The organism is Streptomyces sp. NPDC002476 (assembly GCF_042889785.1).
Lineage (GTDB): Bacteria > Actinomycetota > Actinomycetes > Streptomycetales > Streptomycetaceae > Streptomyces.
In genome coordinates, this window is record NZ_JBIARH010000024.1 from 82194 (window position 1) to 97806 (window position 15613).

The 15613-nt window shown below is 72.2% G+C and carries 11 protein-coding genes; 4 read left to right on the forward strand and 7 right to left on the reverse strand.

Annotated elements, in window-relative coordinates; genetic code table 11:
• Nucleotides 1-358: 358 nt before the first annotated feature.
• Nucleotides 359-1060 carry a histidine phosphatase family protein gene (locus ACFYXM_RS24990; RefSeq protein ID WP_389292480.1) on the reverse strand — a complete coding sequence of 234 codons (702 nt, stop codon included), beginning with the start codon at nt 1058-1060 and terminating at the stop codon, nt 359-361.
• A complete protein-coding gene (gene hemL, locus ACFYXM_RS24995) occupies nt 1057-2364 on the reverse strand; it encodes a glutamate-1-semialdehyde 2,1-aminomutase (RefSeq protein WP_389292482.1) in 1308 nt (435 codons plus the stop codon). Before hemL ends, ACFYXM_RS24990 begins: the two co-directional genes overlap by 4 nt.
• 302 nt (nt 2365-2666) lie before the next feature.
• Between hemL and ACFYXM_RS25000 the strand changes: the two genes are divergently transcribed.
• Entirely contained in the window at nt 2667-3257 is a 591-nt protein-coding gene (locus ACFYXM_RS25000) for a hypothetical protein (RefSeq protein ID WP_073787168.1), read from the forward strand.
• Nucleotides 3258-3397: 140 nt separating this feature from the next.
• Here the strand turns inward: ACFYXM_RS25000 and ACFYXM_RS25005 are convergent, their stop codons facing one another.
• The 4 genes from ACFYXM_RS25005 to ACFYXM_RS25020 all read right to left on the reverse strand — a co-directional run bounded on the left by ACFYXM_RS25005 (nt 3398) and on the right by ACFYXM_RS25020 (nt 10884).
• Nucleotides 3398-6178 (reverse strand): hypothetical protein, encoded by a 2781-nt coding sequence (locus tag ACFYXM_RS25005; protein ID WP_389292484.1) that lies wholly within the window; start codon nt 6176-6178, stop codon nt 3398-3400.
• A 217-nt stretch (nt 6179-6395) separates the two neighbouring features.
• Complete coding sequence (locus tag ACFYXM_RS25010) at nt 6396-7157, reverse strand: hypothetical protein (RefSeq protein ID WP_389292493.1); 762 nt, start codon at nt 7155-7157, stop codon at nt 6396-6398.
• 173 nt (nt 7158-7330) lie between these two features.
• Entirely contained in the window at nt 7331-10045 is a 2715-nt protein-coding gene (locus ACFYXM_RS25015; protein ID WP_389292495.1) for a glycosyl hydrolase family 65 protein, read from the reverse strand.
• Nucleotides 10042-10884 carry an HAD family hydrolase gene (locus ACFYXM_RS25020; protein WP_389292496.1) on the reverse strand — a complete coding sequence of 281 codons (843 nt, stop codon included), beginning with the start codon at nt 10882-10884 and terminating at the stop codon, nt 10042-10044. The genes ACFYXM_RS25015 and ACFYXM_RS25020 overlap by 4 nt, the downstream gene beginning before the upstream one ends.
• A gap of 410 nt (nt 10885-11294) precedes the next feature.
• On the opposite strand from ACFYXM_RS25020, the gene ACFYXM_RS25025 reads away from it, so the two are divergent.
• From ACFYXM_RS25025 to ACFYXM_RS25035, 3 genes are all read left to right on the forward strand, one after another.
• A complete protein-coding gene (locus ACFYXM_RS25025) occupies nt 11295-12380 on the forward strand; it encodes a nitroreductase (protein WP_389292498.1) in 1086 nt (361 codons plus the stop codon).
• A gap of 158 nt (nt 12381-12538) precedes the next feature.
• On the forward strand, nt 12539-13447 hold the full coding sequence (locus tag ACFYXM_RS25030) for a universal stress protein (RefSeq protein WP_389292545.1): 909 nt from the start codon (nt 12539-12541) through the stop codon (nt 13445-13447).
• 133 nt (nt 13448-13580) lie between these two features.
• A complete protein-coding gene (locus ACFYXM_RS25035) occupies nt 13581-14747 on the forward strand; it encodes a hypothetical protein (protein WP_389292499.1) in 1167 nt (388 codons plus the stop codon).
• Between the two features lie 228 nt (nt 14748-14975).
• Here the strand turns inward: ACFYXM_RS25035 and ACFYXM_RS25040 are convergent, their stop codons facing one another.
• Nucleotides 14976-15548: a TIGR03086 family metal-binding protein gene (locus tag ACFYXM_RS25040; RefSeq protein ID WP_389292501.1), complete on the reverse strand. Its 573-nt coding sequence runs from the start codon at nt 15546-15548 to the stop codon at nt 14976-14978.
• Between the last annotated feature and the right edge of the window lie 65 nt (nt 15549-15613).

Below are 15613 nucleotides of genomic sequence, written 5' to 3' on the forward strand. Positions count from 1 at the left end.
AAGTCCATACAAACTGGCGAAGGCTTAGATGATGGAAACAACACGAGGGTTCCGCGATCTAGCACAAATTTCTTTGCGGCACCAGAGCACGACGGCGGTCGAACATACAACCCAAAAGCTGTCCCGTCATCCCTGGCGGATCAGCGCGCGGCGTGGCGTCGGATGTGGCGCGTCGCGGGACGGAGGAGCACCCGCGCACGGGACGGGGCGCAGCGCGTACGGGAGGAGGGGCGCCACCAGGGCGGCGCGGGCATCGTCGAACGGGACTGGGCGGGCACCGGACCCACCGGTCCGGAACCCGCCCCGTCCGCGCCGTCCCGAGCCCGTGCCCGGACGCCGGTTCAGAGCCCGCCGGCTCTCAGGCGCCGAACGCCTTCGACCTCCCCTTCACCGGCTTCGCCCCGGCCCGCAGATGCGGCGGCACCAGGTCCCGGGCCGGCTCGCCGTACCCGACCGACACGATCTTGTCGCCCTGGTAGGTAAAGCTGGTCAGCGACGCGAGCGTGCACTGACGCCTGCGCGGGTCGTGCCACAGCCGCCGCCGCTCCACGAAGCTCCGCACGATCCAGATCGGCAGCTGGTGGCTGACGCACACCGCCTCGTGGCCGCGCGCCGCGTCCCGGGCGGCGTCCAGGGCGCGCATCATCCGTACGACCTGCTCGATGTACGGCTCACCCCAGGACGGCCGGAACGGGTTCGTCAGGTGCTTCCAGTTGTCCGGCTTGCGCAGCGCCCCGTCGCCGACGCCGAAGGTCTTGCCCTCGAAGACGTTGGCGGCCTCGATGAGCCGCTCGTCGGTGGCGATCTCCAGACCGTGCGACACGGCGATCGGCGCGGCCGTCTCCTGGGCGCGCTCCAGCGGGGAGGCGACGACGTGAGTGATGTCGCGGCCCTTCAGGTGCCCGGCGACCCGGTCGGCCATCTCCCGGCCCAGCTCGGAGAGGTGGTAGCCGGGGCGGCGCCCGTAGAGCACGCCCTCCGGGTTGTGCACCTCGCCGTGCCGCATCAGGTGGACGACGGTGATGTCCTTGCCGCCCTCGCGGCTCCCGTTCTCGCTCATGCCGTGGCCTCCGATGCCGCGCGGGCGGCGGCGGGCAGGGCGGCGGCGATGCGCTCGACGGCCCGCGTGTCGTGGGCGGTCGAGACGAACCAGGACTCGAAGGCGGACGGCGGCAGGTAGACGCCCTGCGACAGCAGCGAGTGGAAGAAGGCGGTGAAGCGGAAAGCTTCCTGCCGCTTCGCGTCCTCGTAATTCCGCACCGGCTGGTCGGTGAAGAAGACGGAGAACATGTTGCTCGCGGACTGCACGGTGTGCGCCACGCCCTCCTTGGTCAGCGCCTCGCCGACCAGACCGCGGATCTCCGCGGACACCGCGTCCACCTTCGCGTACGCCTCGTCGTCGAGCAGCCGCAGCTGGGCGAGCCCGGCGGCGGTGGCGATCGGGTTGCCGGAGAGGGTGCCCGCCTGGTAGACGGGGCCGGCGGGGGCGAGGTACGCCATCACGTCCGCCCGGCCGCCGAAGGCCGCGGCCGGGAAGCCGCCGCCCATCACCTTGCCGAAGGTCATCAGGTCGGGGCGCACCCCGTCGACCCCGAACCAGCCCGCCTTCGAGGTACGGAACCCGGTCATGACCTCGTCGGAGATGTAGAGGGCGCCGTCGGCGGCGCAGATCTCCTTGAGCCCGGCGTTGAAGCCGTCGACCGGCGGCACGACGCCCATGTTGCCCGGCGACGCCTCGGTGATCACGCAGGCGATCTCGCCGGGGTGCGCGGCGAACGCGGCCCGCACGGCGTCCAGGTCGTTGTACGGCAGCACGATCGTGTCGCCCGCCTGCGCCCCGGTGACCCCCGGGGTGTCCGGGAGCCCGAAGGTCGCGACCCCGGAACCGGCGGCGGCGAGCAGCGCGTCGACGTGGCCGTGGTAGCAGCCCGCGAACTTCACCACCTTGGCGCGGCCGGTGAAGCCGCGGGCGAGCCGGATCGCGGACATGGTCGCCTCGGTGCCGGAGGACACCAGTCGCACCTGCTCCACGGGCTCCACCCGGGCCACGATCTCCTCGGCGAGCGCGACCTCGCCCTCACCGGGCGTCCCGAACGAGGTGCCGCGCGCGACGGCCTCCTGCACCGCGGCGATCACCTCGGGGTGGGAATGGCCGAGAATCATCGGCCCCCACGAGCACACGAGGTCGACGTACTCACGACCATCGGCATCGGTGAGGTACGGACCGGTACCGGACACCATGAAGCGGGGCGTACCGCCCACGGCCCGGAAGGCCCGCACGGGAGAGTTCACGCCACCGGGCGTCACGAGGGACGCGCGGTCGAAGAGCGTCTGGGAAACGGGGGCTTGATATGAATACGCCACTTTGGTCCTGATCTGCGATTCGAGGGTCGGTGGGCCGGGCCGGAAATCCTGACCGCGGCGAGCGGGGAACGTGTTCTCCTCGTGTGAACGTGTTCTCCTCGTGTGAGGGAAGGGCTCAGCCCCCTCGCGTCTGCGAGACTGGGGCGTGATGGGGGAAGCTCACACAAGCCATGGTGTCAGAGGCACACACGGTCTTGCGGGACAGGTGTTTCACCGCACGCCCGCGGGGGAGGTCACTGACACGATGATCGGGTTGCACGGCGGGGGCCGTGTCTCCTCAGTAGTAGTCGGGTGGACGAGATATGCATCGCGGTGGCGGAGTGGGCGAAGGGACCGACGGCCTGGGGCCCGAGCCTGCCCGACGGGGGCGGCACCGGCGTGATGGGGAGCGCCGCCGGAGCGCGCGGCCCGGGGGTGCACAGGGCGGCGGGGCCGGGAGCAGGAGTGGTGGCCGGGTGGGGGTGACGTACAAGTACTTCGGTGCCCCGGACGGGGCGACCGCGGCGCGCGTGCCCATTTCGATGCGCCCCGAGGAGCTCGGCGGCGACGAGCTGGGCATGGGCGGCATGTTCACAAAGATCAAGCCGGAGACGGTGGCGGCGATGGTCCTCACCGGCATCCAGGGCATACCCCTGCACCGGGTCCCCCCGCTGGAGCTGGTCGTCCTCCACCCCGACTACGCGGTGGTCAAGCTCCCGATGACGGTCGTCGACCCGCTGCGCGGCGTCGGCGAGGAGTCGGTCGGCGCCGCGGCCTTCATCTGGTCCACGGTCCCCGACCGCGGCGGCCCGCGCGACGCGTTCAACGTCTACCGGCTGCTGCACGAGTGGCAGGACTTCAGCCACCGCCTGCACGACGCCGGGCATCAGGCGTACTGCCTGGTGTGGCCCTGAGCGGGATTCTCGTGACCGAAGAACCGTAACCGAAGAACACAGATACGCCCGAAGGGCGCGGATGCCGTCCTCCAGGTCCTGCGGAGCCCGCCCGCCCGCCGTCCGTGGGACGGCAGAGGAACGGACGGGCCCCTCGTCGCTCACATCGATGTGCTCGCCCTGGTCACGAGGGCGTCGGCGACATCGGCGGCGAGGAGGAACGGCAGATAGCGGTTGCCCGGGGATTTATGGTCGCGGTAGCGGGCGAAGGGCAGCAGCGAGGCGAGCAGGGCCCACTGGTACTCCAGGGCGCCGAACGGCCAGTTCCGCTGCTCGCAGCCCTTGAGGATGGAACGCAGCTTCGCGACGCAGATCAGCACGCGCCGTACGTGCGGATCGGCGTCCTTCGGGATCGGCGCCTCCCACAGCGCCTCGCCGTGCAGCGCCCTGCCGAACCAGTCCCTGATCTGGCCCAGTTGTTCGGGGTTCCAGGGAACGGTCCGGGACCACAGGGCGGATTCGAGGCGGGCGAAGTCCTTGCAGATGTGGCCGCGGTGCGTGGTCTCGAAATCGATGATGTACAAGGCGGGCCGTCGGGCGTCGGGGCCGCCCGCCAGGACGTTCTCGCCGTGCAGGTCCCCGTGCGAGACGCAGGTGAGGTAGGACCTGGTGGCCAGCCCGTGCTGCCGGTCGTACAGGAGCCAGTCGACGAGCGGGACCGTGTCGTCGTCCGGTGACTGGACCTCCGCGACGTGCGCCACCAGCCACAGCGGATTGGTCAGCCGGCGGTCGCGTTCCGTGATCAGCGGGCTGTGACCGAGGGCGGAGTCCTTCAGCAGAGGTTCCAGGTACCGGGGGCGCGCGGGCAGGCCACCGGTGATGCCGAAGGTGTCCGCGACCTCGGGCAGACGGAAGTGGGCCAGTTCGGACTCGGCGTCCTTTCCGGGGGCGTAGCTGGTCCGCTCGAAGCTGGCGGGGCGCAGGGCCGGGTACTCGCCGCGCAGGTCGCCGATGGTGCGGCTGGCATTGCTCAGCCAGGGGCCGAGCCCCTTGAGGAAGAGTTCCTCGATGACGTTCCGGACCACGGCGTCGCCCCGCCGGCCGGCGGGGTCGTCGTCGGCGCCGGGCTCCGCCGGGCCTCCGGCCGACGGGACGGGCTCGTCGGCGTCGCCGTCACCGTCCTGGTCGACGCGCTTGCACAGCCAGTCGCGCAGCGTCGTCGGCTCGTCGCCGTCGCGGAAGACGTACGACGTGAGAATGCCCTGGTAGCGCTGCCCATTGCTGCTGTTGGGGACGGTCGTGGTGCCGACGACGCACTTGCTCGAACGGTAGAAGGGATGCAGGAGCTCACCGAACTCGTCGAAGTTCTCCTTCTCCCGCCGCACCTTGACCGCTTCGTCGATCTTGAGCACACCGACCGGACCGAAGTTGTTGAACGTCAGGAACGTCGGTACCGGCCGGTCCGAGAACAGCGCGCCCTGCACCACGGTGCCGTGCGAGCGGGGCGCGAGTTCCGCGACGACGCCCTGGAGCAGACGATTGGGCAACTGCACGAACTCGTCCTGGTCGCGCATCGACAACGAGCTCGACGCGGTCGCGGCGCCCGGTTCCCAGGCGTTCTTGACGACGCGGACGGTACGGGTCCTGGCGAGCATGTCCATCGCCTGCTGGTGCCAGAAGTCACGGGCCCTCTCCATGCCGTGCCTCCCCTCCCTGCCGTCCCGCTCACCGGCTGCCCCGGGCGCTCCTCGGTAGAGCGCGTCCAGCATGCGTTCGAGCTGATCGGCCTTCCAGCCGGAGAGGATCAGCAGGATGAAGGCGACGCTGTTGCCGTACTCGCGTCTGTCCGCCCACTGGTCGAGCAGATGTGTCGCCCAGTGCTCGGGATGGATCCAGCGCATGGGGTCGTGGGACACCAGCACCCGTTCGTGGTAGCGGCTGCCGTCCGGGTCCACGGGATCGGGACCGCCGATGTGGAGCTGGATGCCGACCGCATGCCTCAGCCAGCCGTACACATGCGGCACCCGCATCAGCTCGAAGACCTGGAGCTCACCGACCGCGAGCAGCGCGGCTCCTTCCGTGACGGCCAGGAGCAGCTCGCGCTGGTCGTTCCGGTACCTGTTCTCGATCTGGAAGACCTGGAGGTAGCCCAGGACGTCGGCGACGGTCTGGTGGTCGTTGGTCGGCAGATGGTGCCGCAGGCAGTGGTTCCAGAGCGCGCTGGTCAGCCACTGCGTCCGCAGCGTCCGCGGTTCGGCGGCGGTCATGCCCTTCGCGTACTGGATGGTCCCGCTCCGGGACACCCACCGGGCGTCCTTGGCTCGCTGGTGGAGGGCGGGGGCGTCCTCCAGCGGCACCGTGACATCGGCGAGGTGCTCCGCCAGTCCGCGCAGGTCCGCGTCCATGACGGAGGTCAGCCGCTCGGCGGCGGCCGGGGCGCTCCTCCCGAGCACCTCGGCGATCTGTGCGCGCAGGTGATCGATCAGGCCCTCGACGGGTGACTCCCCCTCTTGGCCTCCCCGCCATTCGTCGAGCAGACGCTCCCAGTTCGGTGGCACGTCCAGCCCCGTCACCTCCACCGGCGCGCTCTCTTCGAGGGCGTCGAGATTCCTGCGACAGGTCTCGATCGAGCCGTCGTAGGTCCCGGTGGGATTGTGGAACTCGTACAAGCGGACGGCCAGTTGGAGCAGCTCACGGGCCCGCTCGGAGTCCGCACGCAGGTAGTGCTTGAGCGCGAGGTCACGTGCGGCGTTGCCGATCTGGAAGACCGGTCCCACGAACCTCCCGGCGGCGATCTCCTCCTCGGCCCGCTCCAGGCCGCCGCTCGCCTTGGGGAGGCGCTGCTCAAGTTCGGGATCGGCCAGGAGGGCGTCGCGCAGGGCCGCCTTGGTCACGGCGAGCGCGTCCTCGAACTCTTCGGGAGTCATGGTGGGAGAGGTCATCGGCACTCCTGTCCGGGAACGGGATTTGCGTACTCTTCAGTGGCCGAACGCGCTCTTCCGGAGCATCGACTCGGCCGTGCCCGGTCGTCGGCGTACCGCGTTCCGGGCCGGCCCCATGAAGCCGGCCCGGAACGTGAACGGGACGCAAGCGGAAGCGGAACGGACGAATGCGAACGGGCGGTGGCGGGGACCGGGGCGCCCGACCGGCGTCGTGCCGTCAGGACACGGGTGTCATGTCCTCGCGCACCCGACGGTCCCCCACGAGGAACGCGGACTGCGGAAGGACCACGTGCGCCTGAGCGCGTCCCCGTGCCATCTCGCGCCGACTCGCGCCGATGACCAGGGACTCGTCGACGTCCACGGCCAACGCCAGGAGACTCGTGCGCAGTTCGGCGGCCTCGGGCTTGTCGAGGACGAGGTCGTACACCTCGAAGAAGCGGATCTGCCGGTACTCCTCGCCCGGCACCTTCCGCGGGCCGTCGATGACCCTGCGCACGAGCCGGAAGCCGGCCTCCCGGGCGAGCGGGACGAGTTCGTCGTGCGCCACCTCGCCCAACTCCTCGACGAGTTCGCGTCGCAGACACTCCGTCGCCGCCTCGCGGCCCTCGCCTCGTTGCAGCCACCGGGCGAATCCCAGGACCCGCAGGGCCGGCAGGAAGCCCCGCAGATCGTGCCGCATCTCGGCCCGGGCACGCCGTTCGGGTTCGAAACCGAGCCGTTCGAGCGCAGGTTTCGCCGATTCGTGGTGCTTGACCACACCACCGGGCGGGCCGAACGTCCCCGGCCGGGTGACCGAGGCGAAGAGGACGTAGTGGTCCTCGTCGTGCACGCGCAGCAGCACGGCGACGGAGACACGCGTGCGGCTCCGCGGCGTGAGGAGGACGCGGAGCAGGGCCAGGTGCCGTCTGTTCTTCCACAGCAACCTGCCAACCGCGGTCAGCAGAGCCACGACGATGCCACCGACGACCTTCTCGATCACGCGAACGCCCCCTTTGCCATTCAGCGCGAGCCTCACCCTCGGGCCCCCCTCAATGTACGTGCTTCGTGGGTGACTTGGCGTGCCGCCGGCAGCTCACGGGACGACGGTTCCGGAGAGGTGTCCCATGCGAGGTCTCCGCTCGACGACTCCGGGCAGGTGCTGTCGACGGCCGCTCACGCAGGGCCGGGCGGCGAGGCGTCCGGGAGGTCCGAGGAGGCCGGAGGCTCCGGGGAACCCGGTGCCTCCGGGGAACTCGCGGGCAGGTCCAGCCATCGGGACGTGCCGGGTGCGATCACATGGGTGTGGCCGCCGAGAACGACCCGGACCGCCGGATGCAGCGAGCCCGGTACGGCGATCCGTACGCGTCCGTCCCTGAGCCGCAGGTCCACGTCCCAGTGCCGGCGGAAGCGGATGCGCATCCCGAACTCCGAGAGCTCCGGCAGCGCGGCCGGATCCAGCCATAACGCGTCGTCGCGGGTCTCCAGCCCGGTCATTCCGCGCTGCACGAAGTCGAGGGTGCCCGCCATCGCGCCCAGGTGGATGCCCTCCTCGGTGGTGCCGCCCTGGACGTCGGCCACGTCCCCGACCAGCGCCTCCTGGCAGTACGCCCATGCCTCGTCGCGGCACACCCGGGCCAGCACCCAGGCGTGGACCAGCGAGCTGAGCGTGGATCCGTGGCTGGTGCGTACGAGGTAGTAGTCGACGGTGGCCCGCCAGACGTCGTCGTCCAGCGGATGCCCGAGCCGCCGGAAGAGGCCGGCGAGCTCCTGCGGCGAGAAGAGGTAGCCGAGCATCAGCACGTCGGCCTGCTTGGACGCCTGGTACCGGTTGACGGTGTCGCCCTCGGCCTCCAGGATCCGGTCCAGCCGCCGGATGTCCCCGTACCGCTTCCGGTACCGCTCCCAGTCGAGCTCGGCCAGCTCCCCGTAACCGACGAACTGGCTGATGACGCCCCGGTGGTACGGCACATGCAGACGATGGGAGATGTCCTCCCAACGTTCCGGTTCGTCGGGTTCGAGCCGGAACCGGTCGTGCAGCCGCCCCCGCATGCCCGCGGGGAGGTCGCGGTACAGCTCCGTCGCACGCGACAGGACCCAGGCCGCCGTCACGTTCGTGTACGCGTTGTCGTCGAGCCCGGCCGTCCCGGACCCCGGATAGGCGTCGTGGTACTCGTCCGGGCCGACGACCCCGCGGATGCGGTAGCGGCTCATGGAGCCGTCCCACGCGGCACTCGCCGCCCAGAACCTGGCGATCTGCAGCAGCATCTCCGCCCCCTTGGAGTGCAGATAGTCCACGTCCCCGGTGGCCTGGCAGTACTGCCACACGTTGTACGCGACGGCCGAGCCGACGTGGTGCTGGAGCCGGGAGCGGTCGGGCAGCCAGCGCCCCGAGTGCGGGTTGAGGTGGAGTTCCTGCGTCTCCTCCCGTCCCGTGTCGGCGCTCTGCCAGGGGTACATCGCCCCGGCCCTGCCGGCCTCGCGCGCCGCCCGGCACGCGGCGGGCAACCGCCGATGGCGGTAGTCGAGGAGACCTCGGGAGACCTCCGGGAGGTGCAGGTTCAGGAACGGAAGGACGAACAGCTCGTCCCAGAAGACATGGCCCCGGTACGCCTCACCGTGCAGCCCTCGCGCCGGAACCCCCACGTCGAGGTCGGCGGTGTGCGGCGAGAGCGTCTGCAGTACGTGGAAGAGGTGCAGCCGCAGAATGCGGCCCGCCTCGCCGGGGACCTCCAGCCGGACCTGGCGCCACAGGTCGGCCCAGGCCCGTCGGTGCGACGCCAGCAGGCTCGGGAAGCCGGGAGCCGCACGGACGGCGGCCGACGCCGCCCGCGGCGGGCCGCCGATCGCGGGGTCGCGCGTGGTGTGGAGGGCGACCGTCTTGTCGACGACGGTGTCGGCCCCCGGGTCGAGCGGCAGCACCAGCCGCCGGAAGACCGACACAGGCGTCTGCCGGAACTGCGGAACGGGGGTGGTCGCGGGGTCGAAGGCGGTTACGGAGGCGAGGGCGGTCACCGGGCCGGGGGCGGCTACCGGGCCAGGGGCGTTTGTGGCGTCGGGGCCGGGGGCGGATGCGGTCGCGGGGCCTGGACCGGACGTGGCGGCGATGCCGGGGGCGGTTGCGGTCGCGGGGCCCCTGACGTCGGGGTCCTGGTCGGGTCCGGCACAGGGGGCGGTTGCGGTCGCGGGGCCAGGGCCAGGGGTGCGGGCCGCCCCGCGCCCGGCCCAGGTGCGGGCCGCCAGCGCGATCCCGATGTCCGACTCCACCGTGCGGCACCGCAGCGAGACCACGCCGTCGTCGTGCGTGCCGGTCACCCAGCCGGTGAGGTGCCGGTTCGACAGGTCCTGGTATCTCTCCACCCCGGCGTTGCGGACGTCGCCGTCGATCCCCGACTCCACCTCGATCTCGCCCGCCCATCCCTCGGCCCGGAACACCGTACGCAGCGCGGCGAGATGCGGGTCCCCCATGTGCACCAGCCGGCACTGTTCCACACGCAGGCGTCGTCCCGCCCCGTCCTCGTACACGGACCGACGCGTCAGCGTGCCCCCGCTCAGGTCGAGCCACTGACCGTGCTCCACGAGCTGCTCGTGGTCCGGCGTGAGCCACGGCCCCGGCGCGGCGTCCTCGGGGCGGATGCGGTAGCGCAGCGGCAGCCAGTTCGGCAGGTTGACCAGGTCCTCGTTCTCCACTCTGCGGCCCCGCACCGAGGAGGTCAGCCGGTTGTAGCAGCCCGCCGCGTAGGTGCCGGGGTAGTGCGAGGGGCCCTCGGACGTCTCGGGCGCGGCGCCCCGGGTGGCGAAGCAGCCGTTGCCGAGGGTGCACAGCGCCTCGCGGAGCCGTTCCTCCCGCGGGTCGTATCCCTCGTACGACCAGGTCCAGGCGTCGCTCATCGGTCCTCCCCGGCGCCCGGTGCCGCAGCGCCCGCTTCCCCGACGGCCACGTCCCCTTCCCCGGCAGTCGCTTCCCCCGCGGCCGCTCCCGTGGTCAGCAGGTCACCGGGATCGGACACCACGAGGTCGGCGCCGTGACGGCGCAGCGCGGCGGTGCTGTCGGGCCCACCGGTGCGGTCCACGCCGATCACGAGTCCGAAACCGCCGCGCCGCCCGGCCTCGACACCGGCCAGCGCGTCCTCCACCACCGCCGTGTCCCGGACCGGGACCCGCAGCCGCCGCGCCGCCTCCACGAAGAGCGCCGGGTCAGGCTTTCCCGGCAGCCGCAGCCGGCCCGCCTCGTTCCCGTCGACCACGGCGGCGAACCGGTCGATGAGCCCGGCCCTGGTCAACAGCTCGGTCGCGTGCCGGGACGCGGAGACGGCCGCGCAGGGCGTCCCCCGGTCGCGCAGCGCGTCGAGGAGCCGGACCGTGCCGGGCCAGACGTCGACGTGTTCGGTGCGCAGGGCCCGTGTGAACAGTTCGTCCTTGCGGGCGGCGACCGCCCACACCGTCCCGGTGCCCGGCGGGTCGCCGGGGTCCCCCTCGGGCAGGTCCAGCCCCCGGGAGGCCAGGAACGCCGCCGCGCCGTCCCGCCGCGACCGGCCGTCGACATGGCGCAGGTAGTCGTCCACGGCGTCGAAGGGCGGCTGTCCCTCGATGCCGGAGAGGACGGCGTCGAACGCCTTCTTCCAGGCTGCGGCGTGGCTACGGGCGGAGTCGGTGATCACACCGTCGGTGTCGAGGACGACGGCTCGTACGGAGCGCATGGGCGGCGTCAGGGACGGGGCGGCTGCCATGAGCGGACGTTCCCTTCGTCAGTCCCCCGTCAGTCCCCCGATCCCTCGGTCAGGCCTTGGGCTGGCCCCCTTCTTCGGGTCCCTTCGCCGGTCCTTCCGGGGTGCCATCACCGGTTCCTTCGGACCCTCGCCGGTCCTTCCGGGGGTCCTTTCGCCGGGGCTCCTCCCATCGCACCACGGTTCCGGCGCGTGGGCACCACGGATCCGGCCCGGCCCGCGACCGCCGTACGGGCAAAGCACGCACCGGGTGGTCCGGCCGGTAGGGGCCCGGCAGCCGGGCGTGCGGCCGCCGCAGCGGGCGCGGGGCCGCCCGAGGCATGGGATCGCCCGAGGCGTGGGATCACCCAGGACGTGGGAGAGTTCGTAACAGAAGGGCAGAAAAATACCGTTCCGGATACCCGGGAGTCACGATGCCCAGGTCACTCGACGACGCGACGCTGACCGGCCTCGTCGCCGATGCAACCGCCGCCCCGTCCATGCACAACGCCCAGCCCTGGCAGTTCCGCTACACGCGCGCGGGCCACACGCTCGCTCTCCTCGCGGACCTCGACCGCGCGCTGCCGGAGGAGGACCCGGCGACCCGCGCGCTGCACGTGGGCTGCGGTGCCGCCCTGCTCAACCTGCGGGTGTCCGCCGCCCACCACGGCCTGGAAGCGGTCACCGCGCTGCTGCCCGAACCGTCGGCGCCCGCCGTACTGGCCTCCGTACGACTCGGCGTCCGCGCCGGCGCCCGGCCGGCCCACGAGAACGAGGCGCGGGCCGGAAGCGAGGCGCGGACCGAGAGCGAGGCACCGACCGAGAGCGAGGCACCGACCGGGGGCGCGCTCGCCGAGGACGAGGCACTCGCCGCCCTCCATCCCGCGATCCGGGAGCGGCACACGAGCCGCTACCCGTTCGACGACGAGCTGGTCCCGGAGGACGTCCGCGCGCTTCTCGTCGCGGCAGCCCGCGCCGAGGGCGCCGACTTCTCGTTCCTGACCTCGCCGCATCTGGAGACCGTGCTGGGGCTGATCCGGGACGCCGAGGGGTACGACCGCGGGGATCCCGGGCGGGAGGCGGAGCAGCACCGCTGGACCCGGGACACGAAGACCGAGGCGCCCGTCGACGGGATCCCGGACTACGCCTTCGGCCCCCGCGACGCCCAGGAGCAGGCGACCACCCGCGACTTCGTGGGCACCGGCGTACTGCCCGGCCGGGCCCGTGTGCCGTTCGAGAAGCGGCCGCAGCTGGCCCTGCTGACCACGTCGAGCGACCACCCCGTCGACTGGCTGCGCGCCGGTCAGGCCCTGGAACGGGTCCTGCTCCTGGCCACCCTCCACGGCGTGTCCACGTCGTTCTCGACCCAACCCATCGAATGGCCTGACCTGCGCTGGGTCCTGCGCGACCCGGTCTTCGGCTCGGGGCACGCACAGATGATCATCCGTCTGGGATACGGGCCCACGGGACCGCGTACGCCCCGGCGCCCGACGAATCAGGTGCTGACGATCGAGCCGTAGGACCGGGCACGCCGACGAACCACCGGACGAGAACGACCGGACGAGAACGACCGGAAGACCGAACGGGCGGACGAAAACCAGGCAACGGAAGAAGCGGAAGCAGAAGAAACAGAAGAGGCGGAAGCGAGACGAGAGAGGGACGGAAGGCCGTGGAAGCGATGCGACGCCCCGTGGTCGTCGGAGTGGACGGATCCGAGGGCAGTCTCCGCGCCCTCGACTGGGCGGCGGCGGAAGCGACATGCGCGGGGCTCCCCCTGCGCGTCGTGCACGCCTCGCTGTGGGAACACTACGAAGGGGCACATGCCGCCTCCGACCCCGAGCGCCCCGCCGACCAGATCCTGGCCGAGCATCTCGTCGCCGAGGCCCAGGAACGCGCGCGACGACTCGGCCCCGAGGTGGATGTGAAGGCCGATGTGCTGCCTGAGGACCCGGTGGCGGCGCTCGTCGCGGAGAGCCATGACGCCGCCGTGGTGGTCGTCGGCTCCCGCGGCCGGGGCCGGATCGCCGAAATGCTCCTGGGCTCCGTCAGTCTCGCGCTCGCCAACCGGTCCCACTGCCCGGTCGTGGTGGTCCCGGCGCGGGCACCGGACCCACCACCGCGGCCCGGCCGCGTCGTCGTCGGGATCAGCGACGCCGAGGAACCGACGTCGGCCGTCTTCTTCGCGCTCGCCCACGCGGCGGCCCGGCACGGCGAGCTGGTCGCCGTACGGGCCTGGCGCGCCCCCGCCCACGAGGTCAGGAGCCATCCGCTGCTCTTCGGCTCCCCCACCGCCGCCCACCACCGGCAGGCCGAGGAACACCTGGAGGCCGTGCTCGCGAAGCTGGACCCGACCGGCGCCTCCGGTGTCGTCGTCCAGCGGTCGGTGGTGCGGGGGCCGACGCACCAGAAGCTGCTGGAGGCCGCCGAGGGCGCGGAACTCCTGGTCGTCGGCGCGAGCCGGACCGGCGGACGGCACGGACACCACACACCCCACGCACAGCACCTCGGCACGGTGAACCACGCGATGCTGCATTACGCGCCCTGCCCGGTCGCCGTCGTCCCGAACGCATACCTTTACCACGCCTGACACCTCGATCGAGCCCCGAACTGTCACTACCCGGCTGTACGGTTCTCCTCGTGCCGACGCACCAATGCCCCGACGCGTCACAGGCGTCAGCGCGCAGACCTACCGACGCACCACCGCACGAGGGGGCCGTCCCATGGCCGAAGTCGCCGCCCGTCTTGTCGTCACGCTGGCTGCGCCGCTGGACCGCGGCCGGGACGCGGCAGGTGCCCCGCGGCTCCTGCGTCGGTCCGGCAAACGCCTGCTCGTCCAGCGGGGCGACGCCGAGCTGGTCGCCGTCGCCCCGGACACCACCCGTCCCGGCCCCGTCGGTCCCCGCCCTGTCGGTCCGGACACCACCGGTGCGGACTTCGAGGACGCAGCCGTGATCCGTTTCCCCGCGCCCTGGCCCAGCCGCTACGGCGCCTGCGCGGTGGCGCCGGACGGCGATCTCGCGGTCTTCGCCGGGGTGCACGCGCTGCGCGCCGTGGATCCGGCGGGCGAGGTGCGCTGGGAGATCCGGCACGGCTGCTGGGACGACGCCTGCCACACGCTCCACGCCACGTACGACGAGTACGCGTCGGACCATTCGCACGGGTACGCGGACAGGGGTTCCGCCGTGTTCTCGGCGGACGGCACGCTCGTGTGGGCCCACATACGCGGTCCCCTCGCGGCGACCGGTCCTGATCCCGGGGCGCAGGACGAGTGGCTGGTCGTCGACGCCGCCGACGGCCGGGTGCTCGGCCGCGTCGACGCGGAGACCGCGGCCCTCGGTTCGGAACACGTCCCGCACCCCGACCCCGCTCGTATGGGGCTGTGCGTCGGCGAGGGCCAGGACGGCGTGCCGATGCTGTGGGGCCGGTGGGACGGACAACGGCTCTCCGTCGAGCGGTTCTGCGACGACGAGCGGATCCTGATGGCGGTGAGCCCCTCGGGCGACCGGTTCCTGACGGTCACCCACTACGAGGAGACGCTCGCCGTGCACCGCACCGAGGACGGTTCCGTGTTCTGTGAGCTCGACGCCCAGGACGGCGTCCCTCGCCACCCCGAGGCCGACCCCGACGACCTCGACGCCGACGTGGCCCTCTGGGACTACACGGGTGGCTTCCTCGACGAGGAGACCGTCGTCGCGGGAACGTCGGAACGGGACGGGGAGTACGGCGAGCAGCGCCACTGGCTGGTGAGCGCGGACGCGGCGGGGATGCGGGTGAGCGCACGCATCACGTACCCGTTCCCGGTGTCCGGCGGTGCCACGGCCCTCGGCGACGGCACCTGGTACACGGTCCCGGAGACCGGCGACGCCCTGCACGTGTGGAGCCGTTGACCGCGTCACCCGTGCCCCCACTCCGCATGCCCCGGACACGCCACCCGGCCCCGGCCGCACCACCCCGGCACCGCCGGGCACGCCCCGTGGCGCCCCGCCCACCGGGCACCGCCCGGACAGCCGGCCGGGCGCACCGGGGCGTGCCCCGCCGTACTCCCGCCCGGCCGGCACCCAGCGGCCAAGCACCGACCGGCCGGGCACACACCGCGCTGTCCGCCGGTGCCGATGTCACGCGCCGGGCGGCGTCCACCCCGGATCCCTGCCGGTCAGCGCCAGCACCCGCTCGAACGGACCGGCCCCTTCCGGTACCGGGTGCGGCTCGCCGAACACTTTCATCTCCCGGCCCGTCGGCACCAGCGCGGCCAGTGCCGGGCCGATCTCGTCCAGCACGGACTCGTCCGGGACGAACTCCTGGCCGGTGGCCCGCGCCAGGTCCCAGGCGTGGACGGTCAGATCGCCCAGCACCATGTTCCCGACGGTCCTGGCCGGGAGCCCCATCTGCCCCGTCGTTCCTTCCTCGGCACCGGGCGCGCCCCACGCCGCCGCCAGCTTCGCCGTCTCCTCACGGAAACGGGCCCGCCAGTCGCCCGTCACGGCCTCCGGCACCTCGCCGAAGTCGGTCTCCCCCTTGGCCGCCAGCACCTGGAAATCGACGACGACCTGGAAGAGGTGGTTGATCAAGGCCCGCACGTCGTACTCCGCACACGGCGTGGGGTCCCCGAGACCCGTGTCGGCGATCCCGTCCACCACGGGAACGGCCCGGTCGGCGGCCGCTTCGAGCAACTCGCTGATCTTCTTCATGCGTCGAGCCTGCACGCCGCGGCGGCCCGACGCTTGAAAAAACACGACACCCGCGGCCCCGGCCC

Coding starts and splice junctions, on each gene's coding strand:
- ACFYXM_RS24990 (WP_389292480.1), bottom strand. CDS start 1,060: ATGAGCGAGAACGGGAGCCGCGAGGGCGGCAAGGACATCACCGTCGTC.
- ACFYXM_RS25000 (WP_073787168.1), top strand. CDS start 2,667: ATGCATCGCGGTGGCGGAGTGGGCGAAGGGACCGACGGCCTGGGGCCC.
- ACFYXM_RS25005 (WP_389292484.1), bottom strand. CDS start 6,178: ATGACCTCTCCCACCATGACTCCCGAAGAGTTCGAGGACGCGCTCGCC.
- ACFYXM_RS25015 (WP_389292495.1), bottom strand. CDS start 10,045: ATGAGCGACGCCTGGACCTGGTCGTACGAGGGATACGACCCGCGGGAG.
- ACFYXM_RS25020 (WP_389292496.1), bottom strand. CDS start 10,884: ATGGCAGCCGCCCCGTCCCTGACGCCGCCCATGCGCTCCGTACGAGCC.
- ACFYXM_RS25025 (WP_389292498.1), top strand. CDS start 11,295: ATGCCCAGGTCACTCGACGACGCGACGCTGACCGGCCTCGTCGCCGAT.
- ACFYXM_RS25030 (WP_389292545.1), top strand. CDS start 12,539: ATGCGACGCCCCGTGGTCGTCGGAGTGGACGGATCCGAGGGCAGTCTC.
- ACFYXM_RS25035 (WP_389292499.1), top strand. CDS start 13,581: ATGGCCGAAGTCGCCGCCCGTCTTGTCGTCACGCTGGCTGCGCCGCTG.
- ACFYXM_RS25040 (WP_389292501.1), bottom strand. CDS start 15,548: ATGAAGAAGATCAGCGAGTTGCTCGAAGCGGCCGCCGACCGGGCCGTT.